Raw genomic sequence first — 24289 nt, 5'->3', positions numbered from 1 at the left:
GGACGACCCGATCCACGGGCTAGCGTGGCGCCATGCTGATCGCCGAGAAGCTCCTGCTGCTGCTCACCGCCGACGACACCGGGAAGGTGAAGGGTCAGTACGCCGACTATGGGCTGGCCGGTGCGGTGCTGCTGGACCTGGCGCTGCGCGGGCGGGTACGCCTGACCGAGAAGGGTGAGCGCGGACATTGGGCGAACCGGGTGGTGGTGGTCGACGACTCCCCCACCGACGACGCGCTGCTGGATGACGCCCTGGCCCGGCTGGCCGGTCGCGACCGGTTCCGGCAGAGCTCGATCACCCGGCTCCATCGCCACGTCCGCAAACCGCTGCAGGAGCGGCTGGTCGGGGCCGGGATCCTGCGCGACGTAGAGCAGGCCGTGCTCGGGTTCATCCCGGTCACCCGGCACCCGACGGTGAATCCGGAGCCGGAGCAGCAGGTGCGCGCCCAGCTGTTCCGGGTGCTGGCCGAGAACGAGGCCCCGGACGCCGAGACCGCAGCCCTGGTCGGCGTACTGTCCGCACTCAACCTGGCGCACACGATGATCGGTGACGAGGCGTCCGGTGCGGCGAAGCGGGCGGTGAAGGCGCGAGCCAAGCAGTTGCGCGAGGAGAACTGGGCCGCGGAGGCGGCGTACAAGGCGATTCAGGCCGCGCAGAGCGCGGGTGCCTCGGCCGGCGCGGCGGGCGGCTGAGACGAGGCACTGGCCCCGGGGCCCTACTGAGCAGTAACATGGCGCAAACGCCGCGTGCCGCACAATGGGCACCGAAACCACCGACCCATCGGAGTGTTGCGTGAACACTGTGCCCGTAGTCCTGGCCCTGCTGATCTCGGTCATCGGCGTCGCCCTGTTCGCTCGCGCGGTCGCGCGGATCGTCGGGGTGGTGAAGCTCGGGCAGCCGACCCTCGGGCGTACCGACAACCCGGGTGAGCGCTGGAAGGCACTGCTGCTGGAGACCTTCCTGCACACCCGGATGCGGCAGTGGACCAAGGTCGGTGTGGCGCACTGGGCGGTGTTCCTGGGCTTCCTCTACCTGTTCTTCACGCTGGTCGCGGCCTATGGACAGCTGTTCTCGCCGAGCTTCGCGCTGCCGATCATCGGGCACTTCTTCCTCTATGAGTGGGGCACCGAGATCCTGTCCTGGCTCACCCTGCTCGCAATCATCTACCTGATGATCAACCGGTTCTTCGTGGTGGGCAACGGCAAGGGCCGCTTCTTCGGGTCGCACAACGGTCAGGCGATCTACATCGAGCTGACCATCCTGGCGATCGGCCTGCTGGAGCTGGTGATGCGAGCGCTCGACTTCGCGCTGCTGGCGCACGAGAAGCCGGAGTACGCCACCCCGTTCCACTTCCCGCTCACCTTTTTTCTCGCCCCACAGGGGATGTCGGTGGAGGCGCTGGAGACCGCGATCGTCTGGGTCGCGGCGATCAAGATCATCATCTCGATGGTCTGGTTCTGCACACTCGGGCTGATTCTGACGATGGGCGTGGCCTGGCACCGGTTCACCGCCTGGCCGAACATCTGGTTCAAGCGGAAGGCCCGCGGCACCGCGCTCGGTGAGCTGCAGCCGATCAACCTCGACGGCCGCCCCATCGGGTTGGAGGACGTCGAGGAGCTGGAGGAGGACGACCAGGAGCGACTCGGCGTCGGCAAGGTGGAGGACTTCACCTGGAAGGGGCTGCTCGACTTCACCTCGTGCACCGAGTGCGGGCGTTGCCAGTCGCAGTGTCCGGCGTGGGCGACCGACAAGCCGCTGTCGCCGAAGCTGCTGATCATGGGGCTGCGCGAGCACGCGTACGCCAAGGCGCCCTATCTGCAGGCCGCCGAGTCGGCCCGCGCGGGCCTGCCCGAGGGCGTACGCGCGGAGGCGGAACGTCCGCTGGTCGGACCCAACCCGGACGTCGCCGCCCAGGCCCACGGGGGCCCGATCCAGGTCGGCACCGACGGCACGGTCGGCGTGATCGACCCCGACGTGCTGTGGTCGTGCACCAGCTGTGGCGCCTGCGTGCAGCAGTGCCCGGTGGACATCGAGCACGTCGACCACATCCTCGACATGCGCCGCTTCGAGGTGCTGGTGAAGTCGGAGTTCCCCGAGGAGCTGAACGGGCTCTACAAGGGCCTGGAGACCAAGGGCAACCCGTGGAACCTGAACCGCAACGGGCGGATGGACTGGGCCAAGGGGCTGCCGTTCGAGGTGCCGGTGGTCGGCGAGGACGTGGAGGACCTGAGCGGGGTCGAATACCTGTTCTGGGTCGGTTGCGCCGGTGCGTTCGAGGATCGCGCCAAGAAGACCACCCAGGCCGTCGCCGAGCTGCTGAACACCGCCGGGGTCACCTTCGCCGTGCTGGGCAAGGGGGAGACCTGTACCGGTGATCCGGCGCGGCGCTCGGGCAACGAGTTCGTGTTCCAGCAGCTGGCCGCCGAGAACGCGGCGACGCTGACCGAGGCAAAGGCGCACAAGGTCATCACCACCTGCGCGCACTGCCTGAACACGCTGAAGAACGAATATCCGCAGGTGGGCGTCGAGCTCGAGGTGGTGCACCACACCCAGCTGCTGAACCGACTGGTCCGCGACGGTCGACTCACCCCGGTCGCCGCGCCGAGCGGTGAGGTCGCCGGGCGCACCATCACCTATCACGACCCGTGCTATCTGGGTCGGCACAATCAGGTCTATGAGGCGCCGCGCGACCTGCTCGGCTCCATCCCCGGGGCGACGTACGCCGAGATGCCGCGGCACGCCGAGAAGTCGTTCTGCTGCGGCGCTGGCGGTGCGCGGATGTGGATGGAGGAGAAGATCGGTACGCGGATCAACCGCAACCGGACCTCCGAGGCGCTCACGGTGCTGGGCCAGAACGACAACTCGGCGATCGCCACCGCCTGCCCGTTCTGCCGGGTGATGATCTCCGACGGCCTCACCGCCGAGCAGCACGACGGCAACGGCGAGAACGTCGAGGTGCTCGACGTCGCCCAGCTGCTGTTGGAATCAGTACGCCGCGGCCAGCCTGCGATCGCCACCCAGAAGGACGAAGCCGCTCAGCCGATGGCCGAGCCCGAGGTGGTTGAGCCTGTCGAAGCCCGCACCCCTCCGGCTGAGCCTGTCGAAGCCAAGGAAACGGCGGCTGAGCCTGTCGAAGCCCCCCAGGCCGAGCCCACCGACAAGCCCCTCTCCCCCATCGAGCGCGCCAAACTCAAGGCCGCCGGAAAGGGTGCCGCGGGTGCCGGGGTTGCCGGTGCCGCCGCCAAGAGCGATACGTCGGCTGAGCGAGCGCAGCGAGTCGAAGCACCCGATGCCAAGGAGACGGTGGCCGAGCCAACCGAGACCCCCCAGGGCAACAAGCCGCTCTCACCCATCGAGCGTGCCAAGCTCAAGGCCGGCAAGGGAAAACAGCCGGCCAGCGACACGACGACTGAACCAGCCGAACCCACGGCGGCTGAGTCCGTCGAAGCCACCCAGCCCGAACCCACCGACAAGCCCCTCTCCCCCATCGAACGCGCCAAACTCAAGGCCGGCAAGGGAAAGCGGACGACCACCAACACGCCGGCCGCCCCGGCCGATCTGACGGTGGCTGAGCCCGTCGAAGCCACCCAGCCGGAGGCTGAGCCCGCCGAAGCCACCCAGGCGGCACCCGGTGACCAGCCCGAATCGGCACCGGCCACGAGCAGCAACGGCAAGGAAAGTCCGATCGAGCGGGCCAAGCGACTGGCGGCGGAACGCCGCGCCAAGGGCTGAGCGCCAAATTCCTCTGTGTGAAGAGCCCGGTTGAACACTCCGCGCTACCGGGGGGCGGTGGCCGCCCGGGCCCGCGTCGGCGTACCTCGACACCGCGGCCGAACGGATCCGCCGGCTCGACCCGACGACGAGACCACCAGCGGGGCGATGGGGTGGCTGTCGTACGCCGTCGGCGCCCGCCCCGAGCTGCAGGATCGGCTTCGCGCCGAGCTGGCCGAGGTGACCGACGGGGCGGTCCCCTCCGCTGCATCGGCTCGTCGATGGCGACCACCGAACTCACCGTGATGCTGGCCCGACTGCTCGCCCGAGGTCGATTCACCCTCGAACCGCAGCGCGTGCGCGCCGTGGCGGTGTCGGCGATGCGGCCGGCGAACGGCATCATGCTCAGCCTCGACGGCGAATCAGCAGCCACGCCACGATGACGCCCACCCCCAGCAGCACCACTGGTACCACCACGATCAGCAGACCGAGGATCCGGCCGGGCGTACGGTCCATCACGGGGTAGGTGCGGAAGAATTCGCTGTCGTCGGGTGCCCGGGCGAAGGCATAGTCGGCGACGAAGGCGTCCGGGTCGACGTTGCCGGACCAGGCGGTGAGGAAGATCCGCCCGTCGCCGGTGAACCCTTCCGGGCGCTCGATCAGGCGACCTGGCTGCCAGCCGGCGTACATCAGCTGGAGCGGTTGCCCCGGCGCGGCGTCGGTGGTGATCGCCATCCGATGTGGCGCGGCCAGATAGAGTGCCACGCGCTGCTTGCCGCCGGCGTGCCGGGAGAGCCGGATCGGATAGCTCACCCGATCTGTGTCGAAGCGCAAACGCAGCGGGGGCAGGCTTTCCTGGAACATGCCACCGGCCTGCTCGGGGACCAGGCGTACCGCCTGGATCCGCCACCCCTGGTCGAGATAGCCCTGAAAGGTGGGCACCAGCTCCGGTCGCACCGGATAGCGGTTCTCCGCCAGCCACCGGTTCACCGAGCCGGCGTCACCGACCAGGGTGGTCACCCGAAACGGGCCGATGTCGACGACCCGCTCGACCCGCGCCCCCGAACCCGGCGGGGCGCCGCCGCTGCGGGCGTCCCCACCCGTCAGCCAGTCGAACCGGGGCGTCCAGTCGGCGACCTTGACCGGTCGCGGCGCGATCGCCACGTCAAGCCCCGGCCACACCTTGTTGCTGCCCAACGACAGTTCAGTGCCCGCGGGGGTGGGCATGATCCACGCCGCCTCGCTGGCACGCCCGCCAAGCCGCATGATCAGGTCGATGGTCTCGGTCCGCCCGTCCCAGGTGATCAGCGCGGTCTCACCGGTCACCCGCTGGTTCTCCCGCGTCGGCGCCGCCCCGCACGCGCAGGCCGGCGCCGTCGGAGCGACCGCGACCTGCCCGCCCGCGACGAACAGCACGATCAGCAGGCCAGCAACAAGACGAGCGGCGAATCGACGGACGAACATGCAGTCGATGGTGCCCCTCAGGCGGGCCACCTCGGGTCAGCGTCCCAGCCAGCCCCCGTCGACGGGCAGGATCGTGCCGTGCACGTACGCCGCCGCGGCCGAGGCGAGGAAGACCGCGGCAGCGCCGATGTCGGACGCCTCGCCCCAACGCCCGGCGGGGATCCGGCCGAGGATGTCGACCGACCGTTTCGGGTCGTCGCGCAGGGCCTGGGTGTTGTCGGTGGCGATGTAACCCGGCGCGATCGCGTTCACGTTCACCCCGCGGCTGGACCACTCGTTGGCGAGCGCCCTGGTCAGGCCCGCGATCGCGGACTTGGCGGCGGCGTACCCCGGCACGTTGATCCCGCCCTGGAAGGAGAGCAGCGAAGCGGTGAAGATGATCTTGCCGTGACCGCGCTCGAGCATCGCCCGGCCGACCTCGCGGGAGAGCACCCAGGGGGCGTCCAGGTTGACCTGCAGCACGTCGGCCCAGTCGGAGTCGGAGTGTTCGGCCGCGGGCGTACGCCGGATGATGCCGGCGTTGTTGACCAGAATGTCCACCCCGGTGAGAGATCCGGCCAACTCCCGGACCGCGTCCGGGTCGGACAGGTCGGCCTGCCGCCAGGTCAGCTCGCGCCCGCAGCGTTCGGCGGTCTCGCTGAGCAGCGCCGAGGGCTCGCCGCCGGTGGCGGTGCCGATCACGTCGGCCCCCGCCTCCAGCAGTGCCACCGCGATCGCTTCACCGATCCCGCGGGAAGCCCCGGTGACCGCGGCCGTCTGCCCGGTCAACGAGAACAGGTCCAGCACCCCGCTCATCGCAGCGAGGTGATCGGCTGCTGCTCGCAGTCCGCATAGTCGGTGTTCTCGCCCGCCATCGCCCAGACGAACGTGTACGCCGCGGTGCCCATGCCGGCGTGGATCGACCACGGCGGGGAGATCACCGCGTCCTCGTTGGCCAGGATGACGTGTCGGGTCTCCTCCGGCTCACCCATCAGGTGCACCACGCGGTGATCCTCGGGCAGGTTGAAGTAGAGGTAGATCTCGGAGCGGCGGGCGTGCACGTGGGCCGGCATGGTGTTCCACATCGACCCCTCGGCGAGCACGGTCACCCCCATCACCAGCTGGCAGGACTTGGCGCCCTCGTCGTGGATGTACTTGTAGATCGTGCGCTCGTTGGAGTTCTTGATGTCACCGAGCGCGACCGGGGCGGCCTCGTCCTTGGTCACCTTGACCGTCGGGTGCTCGGCGTGGGCCGGCGCCGAAACCAGGTAGAGCCGGGTGTCACCGGCGAAGGTGACCTTCCGGGTGCCGCGGCTGATGTAGAGCACCTCCTGGTTGGTGAGCTTGAATTCCTCACCGTCACAGGAAACAGTCGCCTCCCCTTCCCCGATGTTGACCACGCCGACCTCGCGACGATCGCAGAAGTTCTCGGCGCGCAGCTCGTCCGGGACGGGCAGCTCCAGGGTCTTGCCACCGGGCACCACCCCACCGATCACCAGCCGGTCGGCCATCGAATAGCACAACCGGACCTCGCCGTCGGCGAACAGGTCGGTGACCACGAACCGGTCCCGCAGATCGGTCGTGTCGAACAACGGCAGCTGGTCGGGGGCGATGGCGTGGCGTACGTCGAGGTCATGGTCGGTCATGGGATTTCCTTTCCTGGTGCCCTTTCGGGCGGTTCGGGTCGGTCGTCAGATGAGGTGGCGCAGCGCGGCGGCCCAGCCGTGCAGGCCAAGCCCCTGCCCCCACAGTTGGAGGCGGTCGGTGCGGATCACCGAATAGCCGAAGGGGATCAGCTGCAGCACGGTGCCCGCGCTGGTCTGGGTCAGTCCGCCGCGTTCGTCGAGATAGGGGTGCAGCCGCAACATAGCGGTACGCCCGGTGCGGCGGTTCACGTCGGGGTCGATGCCGAGGTCGGCCGCCCGCAGCAGGGCGGCCACCAGTCCGGCGGCGGCCGAGGTCTCCACGATCCCCCTCGTCTCGGGATGTCCGTCCATCAAGACGTACCACACGGCGTCTGGCGGCAGGCAGTCGCGTACCCCGGAGAGCTGGTGCGCCAGCCGCTCGCGGACCTGCTGTTCCACGGTTGCGTCGAGCGCGCCGTCGTGGAAGTCCAACAGCTCACAGGCCGCCAGCGCCAGCCAGGCGTTGGCGCGACCCCAGCGACAGGGTGGCACCTCGCCGCGGTGTGACCCGTGCGCCATCAGCCCGGTGGTGGGGTCCTGCAGGATGTCGGCGTGCGCCAGCCACTGCTCGGCGGCTCGCTGCACCAGGTCCTCGCGTCCGACCAGGCGTCCGTGGTGCACCAGGAACGTCCCCATCATGTACGCCGTGTCTGCCCACACCCCGCCCGGCCAGTGCTCCACTGCGCCGTTGGCGTCGAAGGTGGCGGCACCCGGGGAATCCAGCCAGGCAAGCAATGTGTCTCCGACCGCAGCGTCGCCGAGTCGTGCGGCGGCGGCACCGGGGGCGAGGTTGTTCACGTGTTCGATGACCAACTGCTGCAACCGGTGGTGGGTGAAGAAGCCGGGCACCACGTCGTGGATCGGCTCGCCCAGGGCGAGGGCGGCGTCCACCAGTCCGCCGAGCACGACGCCCTCACCCCAGAACCAGCGGGACAGGTCGAGCTCGGCGGAGCACGAGATCAACCGGTGCAGGTCGTCGGTCAGTCGATCGCGGGTGAGCTCGGCCTCGGGCAGCGGGGGCAGCGGCGGGTCGGCGAGCAGTGCCACGGTAGGGTCGAGGCCGACCTCGGTGGGCTCGTCTGCGGGGCCGGGGAGCGCCCCCGGCACCTCGGTCAGCGGCCGATGTTCCTCAGCCATGCCCGACCTTCCGCTCGCCGGGAGCACGGGTGTCGACCCGATATTCCCTGCCCGCATGGTGATAATGGAGTTCGTCGGCGTCGCCGGTGACGAAGGGGCCCTCGATTCCCGGCTCGTTGCCGAGCGGTTCGGCGACCCGGCCGTCGACCAGCAGCGGGCCGTCGAAGTCGAGCTCGATCGCGGGACGGCCCTGCGGGGAGACCATCACCCGCGGCCCGAGGTCACCGGCCGCATAGTCCGGTTCACCCAGCGAGGCGACGAACTCCGCAAGGCTGCCGTCCTGGCTGGCCCGGCCGACGACGCACACCCACGCGGTGCCGTCACCGATCGGTCGCAGCTCCTGCAGCGCGTCAGACCCGCTGCGGACCAGCCGCGTGCCGCCGGCGGTGCTCAACGCCACATAGCCGTCGCCGCGGCGGCCGGCCGTCCACGACCCGCGTTGCAGCCACTCGTCGAGGTGGGTGGTGGGGAACCAGGCGTGGCTGTAACCCATCGGGTCGTCGGCGCCGATGCGGTGGAGCGCCACCAGCACGTCGCGGTGCTGGTGCACCCGCGGCAGCTCCCGGTTGCCGGCCCAGCTGTTCGGGCGGGCCGACGGGGACACCGACGCGTTGGGGGCGTGGCTCACCGCGATCTGGGTTTCTGGGCCGAGGGTGGCGCCCCAGATGTACTCCTGCAGACCGGGCAGCCCGGAGCGGTAGTCCTGGGCCGAGGAGAGCATCACCTCGGGTGCCCGATAGAACACCGCGCGGGAGCGGTAGGGGCGGCTCAGCAGGTCGTGCTCGAACCGGTAGTCCCCGGCGTACCGCTGTTCGTGCCAGGTCGGCTCGTCGCCCGGGATCGCCAGCTGACGCGCGATTTCCGGCAGCTCATAGCGTTGCGCCGTGGCGATCGCGGCGGTGGGCAGCACGGCCTCGTTGAGGGCGCCGACACCGAAGCAGACCCACTGGATCGGGGCGGTCTCCTCCAGCCGGGAGGAGCGCTGGGTCTGCACGTAGGAGCGGCCGTGGGCGGCACCGTGCACCCCGCGCCAGGAGTTGGTGGCCAGGGAGAGCAGGATCCGGTCGGCGAGTGCCGTGGCCAGCTCGCGCAACTCCTCGTCCTCGGCGAGCTCCACCAGCGAGACGGCGGCGAAGCAGTCGATGGCGAGATAGGCGTTCGAGTCGAACTCGGCGAAGCCGCCGGGCAGGCGTACCCTCAGCCAGTCCAGGGCGAGCCGACGACCGTGCTCGGCGTGCTCGGCTCCAGTCTGGCCGGAGTTGCTGAACCGGCGATCGGCGAACAGCGAGCCGATCAGATATTCGGCGGTGTGCCAGACGAACTGGTGGTTCTCGGTGAAATAGCACATCGCGTCCAGACCGGGCTGGTCGATCCAGAACTTGAAGTCCAGCAGGGATTGCTCGACCCGTTCGCGTACGCCGTCGGCCCACCGATCCGCCGGGATCCGGTGCAGCAGGTGGGCCAGGCCCACCGCCTCGAAGTCGGCGCAGTCGGCGCGGTGGTCGATCATCCACAACGCCTTCTCGACGCGCTCGGTGGTGACCACGGGGGCCTCGACAGGCTCAGCCGACGTGGATGCCTCGGCCGACGTGGCTTCGACAGGCTCAGCCGACGTTGACGGCTCAGCCAGCGTGTGAGCGGCGAGGGCGGCGGCGGTGCCGCCGATGCCGATGGCGTGCTGCAGGAACTCCTGGCGCCACTGCTGCGGATCGCCCTCGGGCTCGGAACGGTAGCGCCTGGGGAGCCGGGCGAACGGGAGCAGGCGGCGGATCGGGCTGCTGGGCTGGTCGGCCACGGCGATCTCGACCTCGTCGTAGGGCCGCGACAGCATCGATGCGCCGGTACCTCCGGTGGACAGGTCGTCCGCGTCGTCCTCGTCGTCAACCGCCGTGAAGTCCAACTCCACGGGGGTTTCCGAGAGTTCGACCCTCCGGCTGACCCCATCCACGGTGGCGTCCACGGTGAGCCCGCGCGGACCCGTCAGCAGAAGTGTGCCCTGCTCGCTGCCCCAGCGCGCCGAGCCGACGGCGTTCAGCAGGTGCTCGCACCCGCGGGCCGCGTCCTCATCGGCACCGGGGCTGGGGATCACCACGCGCACCGGCAGGCCGAGCACGCGGACGCGGTAGACCTGGCGGACCTCGCGGAAGGCGACCTGCCAGCCGGCCAGCACGAGGGTGGAAGTCCCCGAAGGCAACCACACGTCTACCCGATGCGGGGCGGGTTCCATGTAGCGCACTTCGTCTGCTGACAGGATTTCCTTGCCGTTCAGCCACAGGGTGAACGGCCCGGTGGCTGCGACCTCGATGGTGCGCCGGTCGGCCTGGTCCACCTCGAGCACGGTGGCCGCGGTGGCGAATCGCCACTGGGGGGTGTAGCAGAACTCCGACCAGTCCAGCAGTCCGTCGTCGGCCAGGTGCGCCCGGGACCACTTCCCGACGTGGTCGGCGCCCCCCGCGGTGAGGGTGAACGGCCCACCCTCGATCGGCTCGCCGTTCGGCGGCTCGGTGATCCGCCGGGCCGGCAGGATCCGTTCCTTCAGCGGGGTCACGTCGGGGCCGTTGGTCAGCACCCAGCGCGCGTGCTCGTGGCTGACCTCCGGCCCCGAACTGTCACTCCGGAACGGATCCCCTTGATCCGCAAGCTCGGCGGCCAGGTCGGCCGGGGTGGCGTACGCGGGACTGATCAGCCAGTCCCGGATGTTGCGCCGGGCATCGAGGGCGTGCACGGTGCGGTCGGTGATGGGCACGAACTTTCCTTCTGGGTCACTTGATGCCGGTGTTCGAGATGCCGGTGACGATGTGGCGCTGCAGGAACAGGAAGATGATGATCACCGGCAGCATCGTCACCACCGACATGGCGAGGATGTAGTTGAACGAGACGGTCTCCTCGGCGCTGAACTGGGCAAGCGCCACGGGCAGGGTGTACTTGGCCCGGTCCTGGCTGATGATCAACGGCCACAGGAAGTCGTTCCAGCGCCACATCACCGAGAAGATGGTCACCACGGCGATGGCCGGTCCGCAGAGCGGGACGATGATCCGCAGGAAGATGGGGAATTCCCGCGCCCCGTCCACCCGTGCGGATTCGATCAGCTCATCGGGAATCGTCAGCATGTACTGCCTGAGCAGGAAAACGCCGGTCGGGGTGGCGGCCGGTGGGATGATCAGGCCCCACAGCGAGTTGACCAGGCCCAGGGTGTTGGCAACCTGATAGACCGAGATCAGGATCACCTGCAGCGGCACCATGATCATCGCCAGCACCAGGATGAACAGCGCGGTCCGGCCCCGGAAGTTGTACTTGGCCAGTCCGTAGGCGCACATCGTGTTGATCACCACGGTGAGCACGGTGGCGCCGATGGTGACGATCACGGAGTTGGTGAGGTAGGTGGTGAACTCGAACCGGGACAGCGCCTCGACGTAGTTGGTCGGGGCGAAACTCTCCGGCAGCAGGGTCGGCGGCCGCTTGCCCAGCTCACCCTGGGACTTGAAGCTGGACAGCAGTGTCCACACCAGCGGGATCAGCACCCCGATCGAGGCCGCGATCAGCACCGCATAGCGCAGCACCACGACCGTGGTCGGAGCCCCGGTGGATGAGGTGGAGGTCCAGCGCTTTCCCTTGTCCTGCTTGCCAGCGGGTCGGGTGGCCTCGGTATCGGTGGTCGCGGTGGTGCTCATGCCGCCTCCTTGCGTCGCCCGTACCAGAAGTTGAACATCGTCAGCACGAACACGATGAAGAACAGCACCACGCCGCCGGCTGCGGCCAGGCCGTAGCGGCTCGGGGTGCTGAACCCCTTCTCGTAGATGTACTGCACGATCAGCGTGGTGCTGCCGACCGGTCCGCCGCCGGTGAGGGTCCAGATGAAGTCGAAGGACTGGAAGCCGGAGATGGTGGACAGGATCAGCACCACCAGCGTCGTCGGGCGCAGCAGCGGCCAGGTGATCCGGAAGAACCGCTGCATCGTGCTGGCGCCGTCCACCCGGGCGGCCTCGTAGACGTTGGGGTCGATTCCCTGCAACCCGGCGAGCACGATCAGCGTGTAGAAGCCGGTGTGCATCCACAGGCCGACGAAGATGACCACCCCGAGGGCCAGGTTCTCGTTGACCAGCCACGGAATCTCGGGCAGCCCGAAGCTCGAACCGACCACGTTGATCAACCCGTTGGAGCGTTCGAACATCCAGCCCCAGATCAGGCCGATCACCACAGCCGACAGCAGCGACGGCAGGAAGAGCACGGCCCGGAAGAAAGTGCGTCCACGGAACTGGTCGTTCAGCAGCACCGCGAACAGGGTGGCGAAGACGACCGTCAGCACGACGAAGAAGACGGTGAAGATCGCCGTCTGCCAAAGGATTCTGGCGAACTCACCGTCGGTGGCGATCTCGGTGAAGTTGCCGAAGCCGACCGGTTCGAAGGTGCGCCCGTTCTTCGAGTCGAACAGGGACATGTTGAACATGTAGCCGGCGGGGATGATCGTGAACGCGATGAACACCAGCATGTTGGGCAGCACGAACAGGTAGGGCGCGACCGCCTTCCCCGACAGGTGATGCCGCTTGATGCGGCGATTCTCCGAGCCACCGTCGGCCCGGCTCGCCGGGGCGGAGCTGGTCGCTCCGCCCCGGGAGCCCGGTCCAGGATTTTCGTCAGCCGGCATCCTTGATGGCCTTTTCCGTTGCGGCCTTGATCTTCGAGGTGGCCTCGGCTGGCTGCTGCTTACCCGCGAGCACGTTGGAGATCTCGGACACGAACGCCTTGGCCGCGTTGCTGAAGGCTGGAGCGTACGCGCCCGCGTAGGTGTCCTCGGGGGTGTTCTTGATCTCGGCCTTGAACACCTCCATGTCCTGCTTGCGGGTCTTGTACTCGATCGTGGTGTCGACCAGATCCTTGCGCGTGGGCAGGAAGTTGGCTCCGGCGTCCATCTGCTTCTGGTTCTCCGCCGAGTTCATCCAGGCGATGAATTCCGCTGCCAGGGCAGGGTTCTTCGACTTCTTGAAGCCGGCCATGAACTTGCCACCGGGGTAGCCCCCGCAGCGGGCCTGGCACGGGTTGGGCACGGCCTGCCAGCCGAACTTGGCGTTCTTGTCGAACGCGGCCACCTGCCAGTTGCCGGACAGGTAGACCGGCACCTGCTGGGCGAGGAACACCTCGTTGGCGGCCTTGTACTTCGAGCCGGCCTGCAGGGTGAGGTCCTTCGGCATGGTGCCGTCGTTGTTCCACTTGGCGAAGTCGGAGATCATCTGGGTGGTCTTGGCCTCGTCCATCCCGACCGACTTGCCGTCGGCGCCGATCAGGTTGGTGCCGTACTGGCTGAGCATGGTGGAGAACCGGTGCCCGGAGACGTCCATCGCGACCGAATATTCGGTCTTGTTGGCCTCTTTCACCTTCTTGGCGGCGTCCACCATCTCCTGCCACGACTTCCACGGCTTTTCCTTGGTGGGAACCTCGACGCCGGCCTTCTTGAACTGGTCGACGTTGACGAACGGGCCGTTGATGGTGAGGTCGCTGGGGACGGCGAGGCGCTCCCCCTTGTCACCCTTGGTCGCCCTGTCGAAGCCGTCGATGAACTTCCCGTCCAGGTTGTCCTTCTGGTAGGTGTTCAGGTCCAGCAGGTCGGTCTTGAAGTTGGTCAATGCCGACAGCCTGGCGACGTCGGGAGCGTTGCCGCCGCTGAGCCGGGCCTGCAGGGTCTGCTCCAGGTTGGCGAAGGGGACGATCTCCAGGGTGACCTTGACGTTCTTCTCCTTCTCAAACTTCGCGATCAGGTCCCGGGTGGCCTGCTCGTCGGGCCCGTCGGTGAAGTACAGGTAGGTCAACTCCTGCGGACCCGAGCGTGGGTCACTGTTCGTCGTCTGGGTGGTCGGTTTCTCGCCCGGCGTACAGGCGGCCATGGTCAACGCACCAACACAGGCGAGCGCGACCGCGACACTGCGGATCTTGTTCATTGGTTTGCCTTTCTGGGACATCACTGGCTCGTCTCCGTCAGCTGTTGCTGCTGGTCTAGGTGACCCATCCGCTCCGAGAGCGCACGGGCAGTTGCGGTGACCTGGGCGATGACCCGGTCCTGATTGGCCCGGATCCGGTCCTGCGGTCCGGCGACCGAGATGGAGCAGACGGGGTGGTCAACATGGTCGAGCACGGCGACACCGAAGCACATCACGCCGTTCTCGTGTTCGCCGAGATCGATCGCCCAGCCGCGCTCACGGGTCTCGGCCAGCTGGGCGCGCAGCTCCTTGATCGAGGTGATCGTGGTCGGCGTGAACGCCTGCAGTTCAAGGGATTCCAGCAGCGGTTCGAGTTCGCTGTCCGGCATCGCGGCGAGGTACGCCTTGCCCAGCGAGCTGGCGTACGCCGGACGGCGGGCGCCGAGCAGTCGGCGTACACCCACCATGTGGTCGCTGTGGTCCTCGTGGGCGATGTAGACCATCTCCGCCCCGTCGCGGATCGCCATCAGCGCCGACTCGCCGAGGGTGTGCGCCAGCTCGGCCAACAGGTGCCGTCCGTGCTCCCAAGGGTCAAACGTGCGCAGGCCGCTCACCCCGAGCAGGACTGCGCGCTCGCCGGGGACCACCCGCCCGCCCAGGGTGGAGTCCCACTCGACCAGGGCGTGCTCGCGCAGCGTGGCGAGCACGCGGAAGGCCGCACTCTTGGACATGCCGACCCGGTCGATCAGCTCGCTCACCGTGGGCCGCTCGCCGAGGGCCAGCAGGTCGAGGATGGCCAGACCACGCTGCAGGGTGCCAGCCGGCGCCTCCACCTCGACCGCCCGTGTCACCATCGCCACCTCCCCGGCACGATCCGATGAGCGAATCATCGTCCCGATCATTGATGAGAATCTAGGCGGCCGCGGCGGCCTGCGTCAATGGCCGGGACGCTGATCCAGTGAGTGGATTCGATAACGATTTGAGGGCTGGTGTTCGTGATGACCCGGACTAATAGGATCATTAAGGAATGTTCAGATACTTTGCGGCGCTGCCGCTGCTCCTGGTGACCGCCTGCGCCGGCCAGTCCGGCCCCGGGGCGGCACCCACCGCTGCCGACCCGAGCCAGCCGGCCACCCCCACTGCGGGGACGAGTCCCACCGTGTCGGCCAGCCCGACCGCGTCCCGTGACCCTGCCCTGGCTGCGGCGCCCGCCATGTCGGGTGATCAGCTGTGCTCCCTGCTGACCGACGCCCAGGCGTCCGAGGGGACGGGCCTGACCGTGGAGAAGCACCGAGGATCCTCCGGGGTGAGCCACGAGGCCTCCTGCTCCTGGTACACGGCCAAGGGGGAGTTCGTCACGACCAGCATCTCGATCCTGTCGTTCACGGTCCCGGCGACGACCCAGATGGAGAAGTGGGGGGTGACCTTGGCGGACAAGAAGTCACCCTCGCCGGGAGTCGGGGACCAGTCGTACTACCTCGTCGGTGGCTACAACACGAACGCCGGGGTGGTGTTCGCCAAGGGCACCAACATCTTCAACGTGGGGGTGACCGCCGGTGATCCGAACAAGCGGGACGAGCCCGCCGACCGGGCCCTCGCTCTCGCCCGGGCCAAGCAGATCCTGGACAAGGTGCCCTGATCCGTCGTCGACCGATGGGGCATACTGATCGACACATCGACCGTTGACGCACCCACCGGGAGGCTGGACATGAGCGACCACGAGCAGGAGCAGCGCGAGCCCAAGCAGTACGAGACCGCCTACAGCGAGGCGCCCACCGACGGCGAGAGCCTCGACCCGACCCAGCTGGGCACCGAGCAGGACCACCCCGAGCAGTTCGAGACGGCCTACTCCGACCCCGAGGAGAAGTCGAGCTGACTCAGCCGGCGCCGTCGAGGTAGAGCCAGCGGCCGGCGCGGCGCGCGAACCGGGAGCGCTCGTGCAGGGTGCCCGGTCGTCCGTCGATCCGGTGCTGGGCGAGGAACTCGACCACGCCCTCCTCGTCCCCGGGCGTACCCGCCACGGTGTCGACGATCTCGAGCCCGGTCCACTCGATCCCGTCGACGCTGACGGATTCGGGTCGGGTGCGCGGGTGCCAGGTGCGTAACAGGTGCCTCGCATCCCCCACCGCGAACGCCGTGTAGCGCGATCGCATCAGTTCCTCGGCGCGCTCGGCCAGCCTGACGCCGTCCAGCAGCGGACCGCAGCAATCAGCGTACGTCCCGCCCCCGCACGGACACTCGGGAGACGTTTCCACTGATGCTCGACGGGGGATAGGGCTGGGCATGCCGGGATGCTATCGACCCGAATTTGCCCGATCATCCTGGGACCGGCACTGCGGGAGGGCCCGGAGTCAGGGTCAGACCTCGATCCGGGAGGACTGGTAGGCGTGGCCCTGTTCGCGGTCGAGGTGGGTCTGGGACTTGTTCTTGAGGGCAAAGAGATAGACCGCCAGTGAGATGGCGATGCACACGGTCACGTAGACGATGAACATCGGCACCTGGTTGGCGCTCTTGGCGGCCTGGTAGATCATCGGCGCGGTACCACCGAAGGCCGCGTTGGCCAGGCCGTAGCCGAGCCCGACCCCCAGCGCGCGGATGTGGGCGGGGAACAGTTCCGCCTTCACCAGCGCGTTGATCGAGGTGTAGCCGACCAGGATGATGTAACCGACCGCGACCAGCAGGAACGACAGCGCCGGGTTGGTGGTCTTCGGCAGATAGGTGATCAGCACGTAGGTCCAGATCAGGCCACCCACCCCGAACCAGACCAGCAGCGGCTTGCGGCCGACCTTGTCGGAGATCAGGCCGCCGACCGGCTGCAGCAGCATCAGCAGGATCAGCCCGCCGAGGTTGAGCCAGGTGGCGGTGGCCGGGGAGTTCTTGAACGTGGCCTTGACGATCGCGGGCGCGTTCACCGAATAGGTGTAGAACGCGACCGTGCCGCCCAGGGTGATCAGGAAGCACAGCAGCAGCGGCTTGAACTGGTGGGTGAACAGCTCCTTGAGCGAGCCGGCGGCCCGGTCCTGGCCGGTGGCGACCTCGTTGAGAGCCTCCTTGGACAGCGACTCGTCCATCGACCGGCGCAGCCAGAACACCACCACTGCGGCCAGGCCGCCGATCGCGAACGGGATCCGCCAGCCCCAGTCCTTCAGCGTGTCCTGGGACATGGTGAAGGTGAGGATGAGCAGGGTGAACTGGGCGAGCACGTGCCCGCCGACCAGCGTGACGTATTGGAACGAGGAGAAGAAGCCGCGCCGTTCCTTGGTGGCCGCCTCGGACATGTAGGTCGCCGAGGTGCCGTATTCGCCGCCGGTGGCGAAGCCCTGCACCAGCCGGCAGGCCATCAGCAGCAGGACCGCCCAGATGCCGATCGACTCCCGGGTGGGCAGGCAGGCGACGACGAAGGAGGCGGCGGCCATCACCGACACCGAGAAGGTGAGCGCCGCGCGCCGGCCGTGCCGGTCGGCGTACCGGCCGAAGAACCAGGAGCCGAACGGGCGCATCACGAAGGTGACGGCGAAGATCGCGTAGATGTAGAAGGTGGAGTTGGCGTCGGCCGGGTTGATGAACTGGGCCTCGAAATAGGGGGCGAACACCGTGTAGGCGTACACGTCGTACCACTCGACGAGGTTGCCGAGGGAACCCTTGATGGTGTTGGCGACGGCCCGACGGGTGGCGCCCGGCTCCGATCGCGGTGCTGCGTTGACTGGGGTGCTCACGCTGACTCCTCCTGCCCGAGACCGTTCTCGGAGCAAGGGGAATCATCACCCGCAGCGGCGCCGCTGTCGAGTCTCAGCGCACCTCGGTGCGGTGGAAGTTGAGGTGCGAGCGGCTCGGGGTGGGGCCGCGCTGGCCTTGATAACGCGAGCCGTAGGCCTGGGAGCCGTAGGGGTGCTCGGCCGCCGAGGACAGCTGGAAGAAGCAGAGCTGACCGATCTTCATCCCTGGCCACAGCTTGATCGGCAGGGTCGCCATGTTGGACAGCTCGAGCGTCACGTGCCCGGAGAAACCGGGGTCGATGAACCCGGCGGTGGAGTGCGTCAGCAGCCCGAGACGACCGAGCGAGGACTTCCCCTCCAGCCGCGCGGCGACGTCGACCGGGAGCGAGATCACCTCGAAGGTGGAGCCGAGCGCGAACTCGCCGGGGTGCAGGATGAACGGCTCGTCGCCCTGCGGTTCGACCAGGCGGGTCAGCTCCGGCTGGTCCAGCGCCGGGTCGATCGTCGGGTAGCGGTGGTTCTCGAAGATGCGGAACATCCGGTCCAGCCGGACGTCGACGCTCGAGGGCTGGACCATCGCCGGGTCCCAGGGGTCGAGGGCGATGTCACCGGCATCGATGCGGGCGCGGATGTCACCGTCGGAGAGCAGCACGGCAGCAGACTAGCGCGGGTGGGCCTCGGGTGCTTCGAGTCCAATCTCCTGATCGACCACTGGTCGGGGGCGCTGTTCGGCAGACCCGCATCCCCACGTCGACGGCCAGCAACGCGTGGTCGATCCGGAGGGCGGCTCAGCCGCGACGGACCTCGAGCCGCTGCTCGCCGAAACCGATCACGGCACCGGCGCCGACCCGGATCCGCTCACCGGGCGGGATCCGATCGAAGCCGCCGTGTGGGGCGCGGATCCCCGAGCCATTGCGCGAACCGAGGTCGGTGACATAGGGGCCCTGGTCGTCGACGCCTACGAGAAGGTGGTTCTTGGACACCGTCCGGGTCTCATCGCTCATCCGGATCGGCTCAGCGGGTTGGTTGGGCAGCGGGTCGGGGTTGCGGCCGATCACCACCGCCGGGCTGAGCGGCACGGTCCGCCCGTCGCCGAGCACGACCTGCCACCCGCTCTGCGGGGCCGGGCGGCTGCGCGGCCGGATCTGGGTGCGATCGGGGTTCTCGTCGGCCGGGCCGGCGGCCTGGGGAGGTTCGGCGGCCGAAGGGGCCGAGTACGCCGAGGGGGCCGACTGGGCGGACGGGAGCACCTCGGGCGGCTGCCAGCCGCTGGTACCGGCGGGACGGTGGTCGCCCCAGGGGGTCTCGCCGAACTGGTTGGGGCCCTGCACCGGCGGCTGGCCGGGCTGCCGCGGCGGGCCGGGCTGCCGCGGCGGGCCGGGTTGCTGCAGCGGGCCGGGTTGCTGGGGCGGGCCGGGCTGCAGCGGGGGCGGGCCGGCCTGCTGCGGCGTACCCAGTCCCGCGGTGCCGACGGGCTGGAAGCTGGTCGAGCCGGTCAGGTGCGCGGGCAGCGCCACCCGGTTGGTACGCGGCCGCTGCACGGTCAACGGCTCCTGGGTCTGCTCGGCGACGGTCTCGGGTCGGGCGATCACGATGGCGCCACCGGCCCGGTCGTGCCAGCCGCGCTGGTTGGCGTCGAGGACCAGGAAGATGAGCATCAGCACCAGCCCGATCCCGCTGGCGGCCAGCAGCCAGTACGCGAAGGAGCGGGCGAAGAAGCTGCCCCAGCCGATGTGACCGGCGGTCTTGACGTTCACGATCTCGAGCTCGAGCAGCTTCATCCCGGGGGTGGCGGCCCGTTCGGCGCCACACCACCAGACGTAGACCGCCCAGCCGAGGACGATCATCACGGTCAGGATCACCACGACCAGCCCCAGTCGCGAGCCGGCCGGGATCCGGGCCAGGGCCAGCACGCAGCCGGTGATCGCGATCACCGGGAGCACCTGATCGACCATGCAGGCGAGGAAGCGCGCGAACAGCCCGCCGGGGCGGATCCCCGCGGCGGGCGCAGCGGGCCCCTGACTGACAGACATCGTCTCGAAATCTACCCGCTCACCGGTCTGGTCGATCGGCCCGGTGGCGCAGCGATCCGAGCGCCAGCAGGGCGAGCAGGCGGCGCGGGACCGGCACCGACCGGGTCATCCCGCGAACCACCGCGCGCACCCCGTCCCAATATTCGGCGGCCTGGCGGGTGGTCGGCGTACCCGTGCCGAAAACGGTGGCGTCGGCCCGCCAGGCCAGCAGGTTGGGGTCGGCCGGGCCGTCGGCGGAGCGGCTGAACCGCCGGGAGAGGACCTGGGCGGCCTCGGCGCGGGTGAGCGAACGGTGCACCGGTACGCCGAGGTCGCGGGCCCGGTCGATCACCTCCGCCCAGCCACCGGAGACCCGGGTGACCGCGCTGCGGGCCAGCCGCCGGGAACGGGCCCGCCGCAGCTTCATCCCGATGATCGCCGCGGCGGGCAGCACGAGCACCAGCAGCGGGATCCCGGCACCCAGGATCCAGGGCAGGTTGGCGACCAGGTCGAACCCCTTCTCCGGCGGCTCCTGGTCCTTGGGCGGCACCGGTTCGGTCTCGTCCGGCGGTACCTTCTCGGGGCGCTCCGGCGGAGGTGGCGGGTTCTCCACCTGGGGCCGCAGCTGACCGGGGTCGGGGTTGTTCAGCTTCGGCGGTTTGCGGTCCTTCGGCGGCGCGGGCTGGTACGCCACCCAGCCCAGCCCCTCGTACTTGACCTCCACCCAGGCGGTCACGTCGGCGCCGCGTACGCTCACCCGACCCGCCCCCTGCGGCGCGAACCCGTAGCCGACCCGCGCCGGCATCCCGGCCTCGCGCAGCATCAGCGCCATCGCGACGGCGTACTGCTCCTCATCGCCGACCATCACCTCGTCGGTGAACATCCGCTCGATCCGGTACGCCGAGTGGCCCGGCAGCGACGGATGGTCGACCCCGTGGCTGTAGTAGCCCTGCCGCAGCCGGGTGACGATCTGGTTGACCGCCTCGGCGTCGGAGCCGGCCCGCGCCGTCCACAGGGCGAGCCGTTCCTTGAGCACGTCGGGGGCCGGGGCGCCCGTGGGCAGCGAGGCGTCGGCGGCCGAGGCGTCGCGGAGCCGGTCGGCGGGCGGCGCGGGCACCACCACGGCCTGCAGGGTGGCCTGGTCGCCGCGGCGCAGCCCGGTCGTGCTGAGGGCGGTCTGGCTGGCCCGGTTGAGATAGAAGTTCTCCCGCAGCGCCGTGCCGCGCTGGTCCGGGCCGGTGAACGCGACGGCGCTGGTCGCCCCGACGGTCGGCACCCACACGTCCTGGTAGGCCTCGGCGCGGACCTGGACGCTCGCCTGCCGGCCGTCCTCGGGGTCGGGCACCAGGTCACCGATCCGCCGGAAGGTACCACCGTCGGTCGCCGAGGGATCATCGCTCACGTTGTAGGTGACACCGTCCCAGACATCGAGGGTGGCCACCCGGATCCGCGACCCCGCCGGCAGCCCGTCCACGGTCAACTGGACCTGGTCGGCGCGGTCCACGGCGTACGCCCGAAAGCCCTGCAGCGGAGACGGCCAGTCGTGCACCTGCAGCGGCGGCTGGACCACATCGCGCAGCACCACCCGCGGACCCAGCGGCTGCAGCATCGGGAGCGCGAGCAGGCTGACCGCGGCGGCGATACCGAGCACCAGCGCACCCGCGCCCACCGGCAGCACCCGGCCGGCGATCCCACCGGCCCCGCCGACCCCGGCCCCGGCGCCGGAGGACGCGGTCCGGGTGAGCACCCCGTGCCGGGCCCGGGAACGCTGCAGGGCGGTCCAGACCAGGCTGACGGCCAGCACACCGAGGGCGATCGGGGCCGGCCAGACCGCGGTGTGCAGCCCGAACAGGATGCCGACCACGCCGGCGACCAGCCACGGCAGCCACGCCCACCGGGTCCAGCGGCCGGGGGCGTACCGGCGGCCGGGGCTGCGGGCCAACCGCACCGACACCACGGCGGCGATCAGCAGCGTGATCAGTGGCACGGCCAGCAGCCCGCCGGATTCGCCGATCGGCGGGTCGACGGTCAGCGCCGATTTCCACGCCTGGACCGCCGCGGTCGCGAGCCCGGTCAGGACGCGGGCGTTCGGCAGCAATCCCGCGGTGGCCGTGCTCGGCATCGCGAGCGCCCCGCCCACCAGGAAGTACGCCGCTGCGGTCGCCAGTGCGGTGGCCCAGCCGGGCAGCCGGAACAACCGGGTGAGCAGGCCGACGCCGATACCGAGCACGGCCCCACCCAGTCCGGCCCGCCAGATCGTCGCATGCCCGAACGTCGGGGCGAAGGTGAGCACGACCAGCCCGGCCAGCAGCAGCATCGCCACCAGGTCGACGAGCAGCCCGGCCACGCCGCGCGGTTGGCGGGGCGGGGCCGATGGCCGGGGAGCACCGGGTCCAGGGGCGACGCGAGGGCGCAGCACGGTCGTGCTCATCCGCGCACCACCCGTCGCATCGCCGCCGGCAGCTCGGCCAGACCTGGCAGGGTGGCGGTGGTGGTCCGGCCGGCGGTCCGCACGACCAGCGGTTCGGCCGTGGCCAGGCGTACCGCCAGCACCCGGACGTCCGGCCCGAAGAACGCGACGGCCCGCCGCAGGTCGACCGGGGAGGCCGCCGAGCCGGTGACCAGGCAGACCACCGAGGCGCCCGGGGCCGCCCGGTCCACCCGGCGGGCGAGCGCCGACGGCCCCCTCGACTCGTCGCTGCGCTCCTCGCTCGGGGAACGTGAGGGTTTCGCGCTGCGCTCCTCGCTCGGGGAACGTGAGGGTCGCAGTTCCACCGCGCTCAGGGAGTCCAGGGCGCGGGTCGGTGAGGCGGCCGGGAGCTCGTCGTCGCCGGCGACCAGGACCAGCGGGTTGTCATCGACCAGCGCCTCGAGGGCGATCGACCCGGCGACCGATACCCCCGCCTCGAACTCGTCGTCGTCGGCCCAACCGACCGGATTCAGGTCCAGCCCGACGGCCACCTCGGAGCGGCGGGTCTCGGTGAACTGACGGACCAGCAGCTTCTGCGCCCGCGCGCTGGAGCGCCAGTGCACGTGCCGACGATCATCACCGGAGACGTATTCGCGCAGCGCGTGGAAGGACACGTCGGAGGTGGCCAACTCATCGGTACTGTGCCCCTCCAGATCGCGGACGAACCCACCTCGGCGCCCGGCCAGCCGCACCGTGCGCGGGTGAACGAACAGCTCCTCGACCCCGGTCCAGGTGACCGAGCGGGCGAACAGCGAGAACGGGTCGGCGCGGACGCTGCGCGCCGGCCCGACCAGCAGCCGGGCGCGACGCTGGGTGGGCAGCGCGAACACCACGGCGTGGGTGGCCCGGCCGGCCAGCGACGGCACCGGCAGGCTGGCCGTCTCCGGCCCGACCGGCAGGTCGATCCGGGTCGGCAGGGTCCGCCCCGAGCTGGTGTTGCTCACCACCAGCCGCCCCTGGGCGGGTTCGCCGACCACCACCCGGTTGCCGGCCAGGTCGAGCCGGATGGCGTACGCCTGCCGGCCCAGGGTGAACAGCACCGCCAGCGCCAGCACCACCGCCGCGGCGACCGCGGCGATCCGCAGCTCCACCCAGCCGAGCAGCCATCCGGCGAGCGCCGTCAGCGCCGTCGCGAGCAGCAGCCACAGCCCCGCCGGGGTGAGCCCGATCCGGCGGGCGAGGTGACCCAGCCGGGCGAGGACGGCACGCGGGTTCACGCCTGCTTGCGCTCCACCGGCGGGGCGACCTGGGCGAGCACCTGCTGCAGCACCGACTCGCCGGTGGCACCGTTGAACTCGGCCTCCGGGTCGAGGATCACCCGGTGCGCCAGACAGGCGACCGCCAGCGCCTTCACGTCGTCGGGGACCACGAAGTGCCGGCCCTGCGAGGCCGCCCGGACCCGCGCGGCCCGGACCAGCGCCAACCCGCCGCGCACCGAGACGCCGAGGCGTACCTCGGGCAACTGACGGGAGCCCTCGAGCAGCCGCGCCACATATTCGAGCACCGAGCGATCCACGTAGACCTGCTCGCCGAGCGCCTGCATCTCCACCACCACGCTGGAGGCGATCACCGGCTTCAGCGGCACCGAACGCGGCCGGGTCCCACCGGAGGCGAGGATCTGCACGGTGTTCTGCAGATCCGGAGGGCCGAGGCTGGTCTTCATCAGGAACCGGTCGAGCTGGGCCTCGGGCAGTCGATAGGTGCCGGCCTGCTCGATCGGGTTCTGGGTGGCGATCACCATGAACGGGTCGGCCACCGGGTGGGTCACCCCGTCGACGGTGACCCGCGCCTCCTCCATCACCTCGAGCAGCGCCGACTGGGTCTTCGGCGAGGCCCGGTTGATCTCGTCGGCGATCAGGATCGAGGTGAACACCGGTCCGCGGTGGAACTCGAACTGCTGGGTCTTCTGGTCATAGATGGTCACGCCGGTGACGTCGGAGGGCAGCAGGTCTGGGGTGAACTGGATCCGGTTGTGGCTGCCCTGCACGATCTGCGCCAGCGCCCGGGCCAGGGTGGTCTTGCCGGTGCCGGGGGCGTCCTCCAGCAGCAGGTGGCCCTGGGCGAGCAGGCAGGTGACGGTCAGGCGTACCGTGTCGGTCTTGCCGATCACCACCCGCTCGACGTTGGTGACCAGGGAGGCGAAGGTTTCGGCGAACCAGCGCGCCTGCTCGACGCCCATCGTCTCCATGCTCACCTGGTGTCC

At 69.7% G+C, this 24289-nt stretch carries 22 protein-coding genes; 6 read left to right on the top strand and 16 right to left on the bottom strand.

Features of this window, described 5'->3' with window-relative positions; genetic code table 11:
* Positions 1 to 32 precede the first annotated feature (32 nt).
* The 4 genes from CGZ93_RS14755 to CGZ93_RS19060 all read left to right on the top strand — a co-directional run bounded on the left by CGZ93_RS14755 (position 33) and on the right by CGZ93_RS19060 (position 4154).
* Positions 33 to 692 (top strand): GOLPH3/VPS74 family protein, encoded by a 660-nt coding sequence (locus CGZ93_RS14755; protein WP_094364905.1) that lies wholly within the window; start codon positions 33 to 35, stop codon positions 690 to 692.
* Positions 693 to 792: 100 nt separating this feature from the next.
* Entirely contained in the window at positions 793 to 3732 is a 2940-nt protein-coding gene (locus CGZ93_RS14750; protein WP_094364904.1) for a (Fe-S)-binding protein, read from the top strand.
* Between the two features lie 30 nt (positions 3733 to 3762).
* Complete coding sequence (locus tag CGZ93_RS18540; protein WP_141211238.1) at positions 3763 to 4017, top strand: hypothetical protein; 255 nt, start codon at positions 3763 to 3765, stop codon at positions 4015 to 4017.
* A complete protein-coding gene (locus CGZ93_RS19060; protein ID WP_176451790.1) occupies positions 3993 to 4154 on the top strand; it encodes a hypothetical protein in 162 nt (53 codons plus the stop codon). The genes CGZ93_RS18540 and CGZ93_RS19060 overlap by 25 nt, the downstream gene beginning before the upstream one ends.
* Here CGZ93_RS19060 and CGZ93_RS14745 read toward each other — a convergent pair.
* The 9 genes from CGZ93_RS14745 to CGZ93_RS14705 are packed head-to-tail and all read right to left on the bottom strand — an operon-like array spanning position 4117 to position 14778.
* Positions 4117 to 5175 carry a DUF2330 domain-containing protein gene (locus CGZ93_RS14745; RefSeq protein WP_141211237.1) on the bottom strand — a complete coding sequence of 353 codons (1059 nt, stop codon included), beginning with the start codon at positions 5173 to 5175 and terminating at the stop codon, positions 4117 to 4119. The two genes, CGZ93_RS19060 and CGZ93_RS14745, sit on opposite strands and share 38 nt — an antisense overlap.
* A gap of 36 nt (positions 5176 to 5211) precedes the next feature.
* On the bottom strand, positions 5212 to 5970 hold the full coding sequence (locus tag CGZ93_RS14740) for an SDR family oxidoreductase (protein WP_324252450.1): 759 nt from the start codon (positions 5968 to 5970) through the stop codon (positions 5212 to 5214).
* Positions 5967 to 6800, bottom strand: coding sequence for a 5-dehydro-4-deoxy-D-glucuronate isomerase (gene kduI / locus CGZ93_RS14735; RefSeq protein ID WP_094364902.1), 834 nt, complete (start codon positions 6798 to 6800; stop codon positions 5967 to 5969). Before kduI ends, CGZ93_RS14740 begins: the two co-directional genes overlap by 4 nt.
* 45 nt (positions 6801 to 6845) lie before the next feature.
* Positions 6846 to 7976, bottom strand: coding sequence for a glycoside hydrolase family 88 protein (locus tag CGZ93_RS14730; RefSeq protein ID WP_141211236.1), 1131 nt, complete (start codon positions 7974 to 7976; stop codon positions 6846 to 6848).
* Positions 7969 to 10722, bottom strand: a complete 2754-nt coding sequence (locus tag CGZ93_RS14725) for a hypothetical protein (protein ID WP_094364900.1) — start codon at positions 10720 to 10722, stop codon at positions 7969 to 7971. The genes CGZ93_RS14730 and CGZ93_RS14725 overlap by 8 nt, the downstream gene beginning before the upstream one ends.
* Before the next feature lie 16 nt (positions 10723 to 10738).
* Positions 10739 to 11647 (bottom strand): carbohydrate ABC transporter permease, encoded by a 909-nt coding sequence (locus CGZ93_RS14720; protein WP_094364899.1) that lies wholly within the window; start codon positions 11645 to 11647, stop codon positions 10739 to 10741.
* Entirely contained in the window at positions 11644 to 12621 is a 978-nt protein-coding gene (locus CGZ93_RS14715; RefSeq protein WP_094364898.1) for a carbohydrate ABC transporter permease, read from the bottom strand. The genes CGZ93_RS14720 and CGZ93_RS14715 overlap by 4 nt, the downstream gene beginning before the upstream one ends.
* On the bottom strand, positions 12611 to 13909 hold the full coding sequence (locus CGZ93_RS14710; protein ID WP_176451789.1) for an ABC transporter substrate-binding protein: 1299 nt from the start codon (positions 13907 to 13909) through the stop codon (positions 12611 to 12613). Before CGZ93_RS14710 ends, CGZ93_RS14715 begins: the two co-directional genes overlap by 11 nt.
* A gap of 20 nt (positions 13910 to 13929) precedes the next feature.
* Entirely contained in the window at positions 13930 to 14778 is an 849-nt protein-coding gene (locus tag CGZ93_RS14705; RefSeq protein ID WP_176451788.1) for an IclR family transcriptional regulator, read from the bottom strand.
* A gap of 137 nt (positions 14779 to 14915) precedes the next feature.
* On the opposite strand from CGZ93_RS14705, the gene CGZ93_RS14700 reads away from it, so the two are divergent.
* Both CGZ93_RS14700 and CGZ93_RS19055 read left to right on the top strand, forming a co-directional pair.
* Positions 14916 to 15527, top strand: coding sequence for a DUF3558 domain-containing protein (locus CGZ93_RS14700; protein WP_094364895.1), 612 nt, complete (start codon positions 14916 to 14918; stop codon positions 15525 to 15527).
* A 69-nt stretch (positions 15528 to 15596) separates the two neighbouring features.
* Positions 15597 to 15764, top strand: coding sequence for a hypothetical protein (locus CGZ93_RS19055; RefSeq protein ID WP_176451787.1), 168 nt, complete (start codon positions 15597 to 15599; stop codon positions 15762 to 15764).
* A 1-nt stretch (position 15765) separates the two neighbouring features.
* Here CGZ93_RS19055 and CGZ93_RS14695 read toward each other — a convergent pair whose 3' ends face one another.
* The 7 genes from CGZ93_RS14695 to CGZ93_RS14665 all read right to left on the bottom strand — a co-directional run bounded on the left by CGZ93_RS14695 (position 15766) and on the right by CGZ93_RS14665 (position 24274).
* Positions 15766 to 16173: a YchJ family protein gene (locus CGZ93_RS14695; RefSeq protein WP_176451786.1), complete on the bottom strand. Its 408-nt coding sequence runs from the start codon at positions 16171 to 16173 to the stop codon at positions 15766 to 15768.
* A gap of 72 nt (positions 16174 to 16245) precedes the next feature.
* Positions 16246 to 17496, bottom strand: a complete 1251-nt coding sequence (locus CGZ93_RS14690; RefSeq protein WP_229117489.1) for an MFS transporter — start codon at positions 17494 to 17496, stop codon at positions 16246 to 16248.
* A 181-nt stretch (positions 17497 to 17677) separates the two neighbouring features.
* Positions 17678 to 18256: a dCTP deaminase gene (dcd, locus tag CGZ93_RS14685; protein WP_094364892.1), complete on the bottom strand. Its 579-nt coding sequence runs from the start codon at positions 18254 to 18256 to the stop codon at positions 17678 to 17680.
* Positions 18257 to 18392: 136 nt separating this feature from the next.
* Positions 18393 to 19637, bottom strand: a complete 1245-nt coding sequence (locus CGZ93_RS14680) for an RDD family protein (protein ID WP_094364891.1) — start codon at positions 19635 to 19637, stop codon at positions 18393 to 18395.
* A 19-nt stretch (positions 19638 to 19656) separates the two neighbouring features.
* The gene (locus CGZ93_RS14675) at positions 19657 to 22047 is read right to left on the bottom strand and encodes a transglutaminase domain-containing protein (RefSeq protein ID WP_141211235.1); all 2391 of its coding nucleotides are present in this window, start codon (positions 22045 to 22047) and stop codon (positions 19657 to 19659) included.
* Positions 22044 to 23303: a DUF58 domain-containing protein gene (locus CGZ93_RS14670; protein ID WP_094364889.1), complete on the bottom strand. Its 1260-nt coding sequence runs from the start codon at positions 23301 to 23303 to the stop codon at positions 22044 to 22046. Before CGZ93_RS14670 ends, CGZ93_RS14675 begins: the two co-directional genes overlap by 4 nt.
* On the bottom strand, positions 23300 to 24274 hold the full coding sequence (locus CGZ93_RS14665) for an AAA family ATPase (RefSeq protein ID WP_094364962.1): 975 nt from the start codon (positions 24272 to 24274) through the stop codon (positions 23300 to 23302). The genes CGZ93_RS14670 and CGZ93_RS14665 overlap by 4 nt, the downstream gene beginning before the upstream one ends.
* Positions 24275 to 24289 lie beyond the last annotated feature (15 nt).

Origin of the sequence: Enemella dayhoffiae, from assembly GCF_002250625.1 — a bacterium.
Lineage (GTDB): Bacteria > Actinomycetota > Actinomycetes > Propionibacteriales > Propionibacteriaceae > Enemella > Enemella dayhoffiae.
The sequence above is the reverse complement of the archived record's forward strand: the minus strand, read 5'-3'. Positions and strand labels throughout refer to the sequence as shown.

What these genes read in the sequence shown, in the direction of transcription:
- CGZ93_RS14730 (WP_141211236.1), bottom strand. Translation starts at nt 7,976, where the DNA reads ATGGCTGAGGAACATCGGCCGCTGACCGAGGTGCCGGGGGCGCTCCCC.
- CGZ93_RS14715 (WP_094364898.1), bottom strand. Translation starts at nt 12,621, where the DNA reads ATGCCGGCTGACGAAAATCCTGGACCGGGCTCCCGGGGCGGAGCGACC.
- kduI (WP_094364902.1), bottom strand. Translation starts at nt 6,800, where the DNA reads ATGACCGACCATGACCTCGACGTACGCCACGCCATCGCCCCCGACCAG.
- CGZ93_RS19060 (WP_176451790.1), top strand. Translation starts at nt 3,993, where the DNA reads ATGGCGACCACCGAACTCACCGTGATGCTGGCCCGACTGCTCGCCCGA.
- CGZ93_RS14680 (WP_094364891.1), bottom strand. Translation starts at nt 19,637, where the DNA reads ATGTCTGTCAGTCAGGGGCCCGCTGCGCCCGCCGCGGGGATCCGCCCC.
- CGZ93_RS14665 (WP_094364962.1), bottom strand. Translation starts at nt 24,274, where the DNA reads ATGGAGACGATGGGCGTCGAGCAGGCGCGCTGGTTCGCCGAAACCTTC.
- CGZ93_RS14745 (WP_141211237.1), bottom strand. Translation starts at nt 5,175, where the DNA reads ATGTTCGTCCGTCGATTCGCCGCTCGTCTTGTTGCTGGCCTGCTGATC.
- CGZ93_RS19055 (WP_176451787.1), top strand. Translation starts at nt 15,597, where the DNA reads ATGAGCGACCACGAGCAGGAGCAGCGCGAGCCCAAGCAGTACGAGACC.
- CGZ93_RS14705 (WP_176451788.1), bottom strand. Translation starts at nt 14,778, where the DNA reads ATGATTCGCTCATCGGATCGTGCCGGGGAGGTGGCGATGGTGACACGG.
- CGZ93_RS14675 (WP_141211235.1), bottom strand. Translation starts at nt 22,047, where the DNA reads ATGAGCACGACCGTGCTGCGCCCTCGCGTCGCCCCTGGACCCGGTGCT.
- CGZ93_RS14700 (WP_094364895.1), top strand. Translation starts at nt 14,916, where the DNA reads ATGTTCAGATACTTTGCGGCGCTGCCGCTGCTCCTGGTGACCGCCTGC.
- CGZ93_RS14740 (WP_324252450.1), bottom strand. Translation starts at nt 5,970, where the DNA reads ATGAGCGGGGTGCTGGACCTGTTCTCGTTGACCGGGCAGACGGCCGCG.
- CGZ93_RS14710 (WP_176451789.1), bottom strand. Translation starts at nt 13,909, where the DNA reads ATGAACAAGATCCGCAGTGTCGCGGTCGCGCTCGCCTGTGTTGGTGCG.
- CGZ93_RS14720 (WP_094364899.1), bottom strand. Translation starts at nt 11,647, where the DNA reads ATGAGCACCACCGCGACCACCGATACCGAGGCCACCCGACCCGCTGGC.
- CGZ93_RS14695 (WP_176451786.1), bottom strand. Translation starts at nt 16,173, where the DNA reads ATGCCCAGCCCTATCCCCCGTCGAGCATCAGTGGAAACGTCTCCCGAG.
- CGZ93_RS14755 (WP_094364905.1), top strand. Translation starts at nt 33, where the DNA reads ATGCTGATCGCCGAGAAGCTCCTGCTGCTGCTCACCGCCGACGACACC.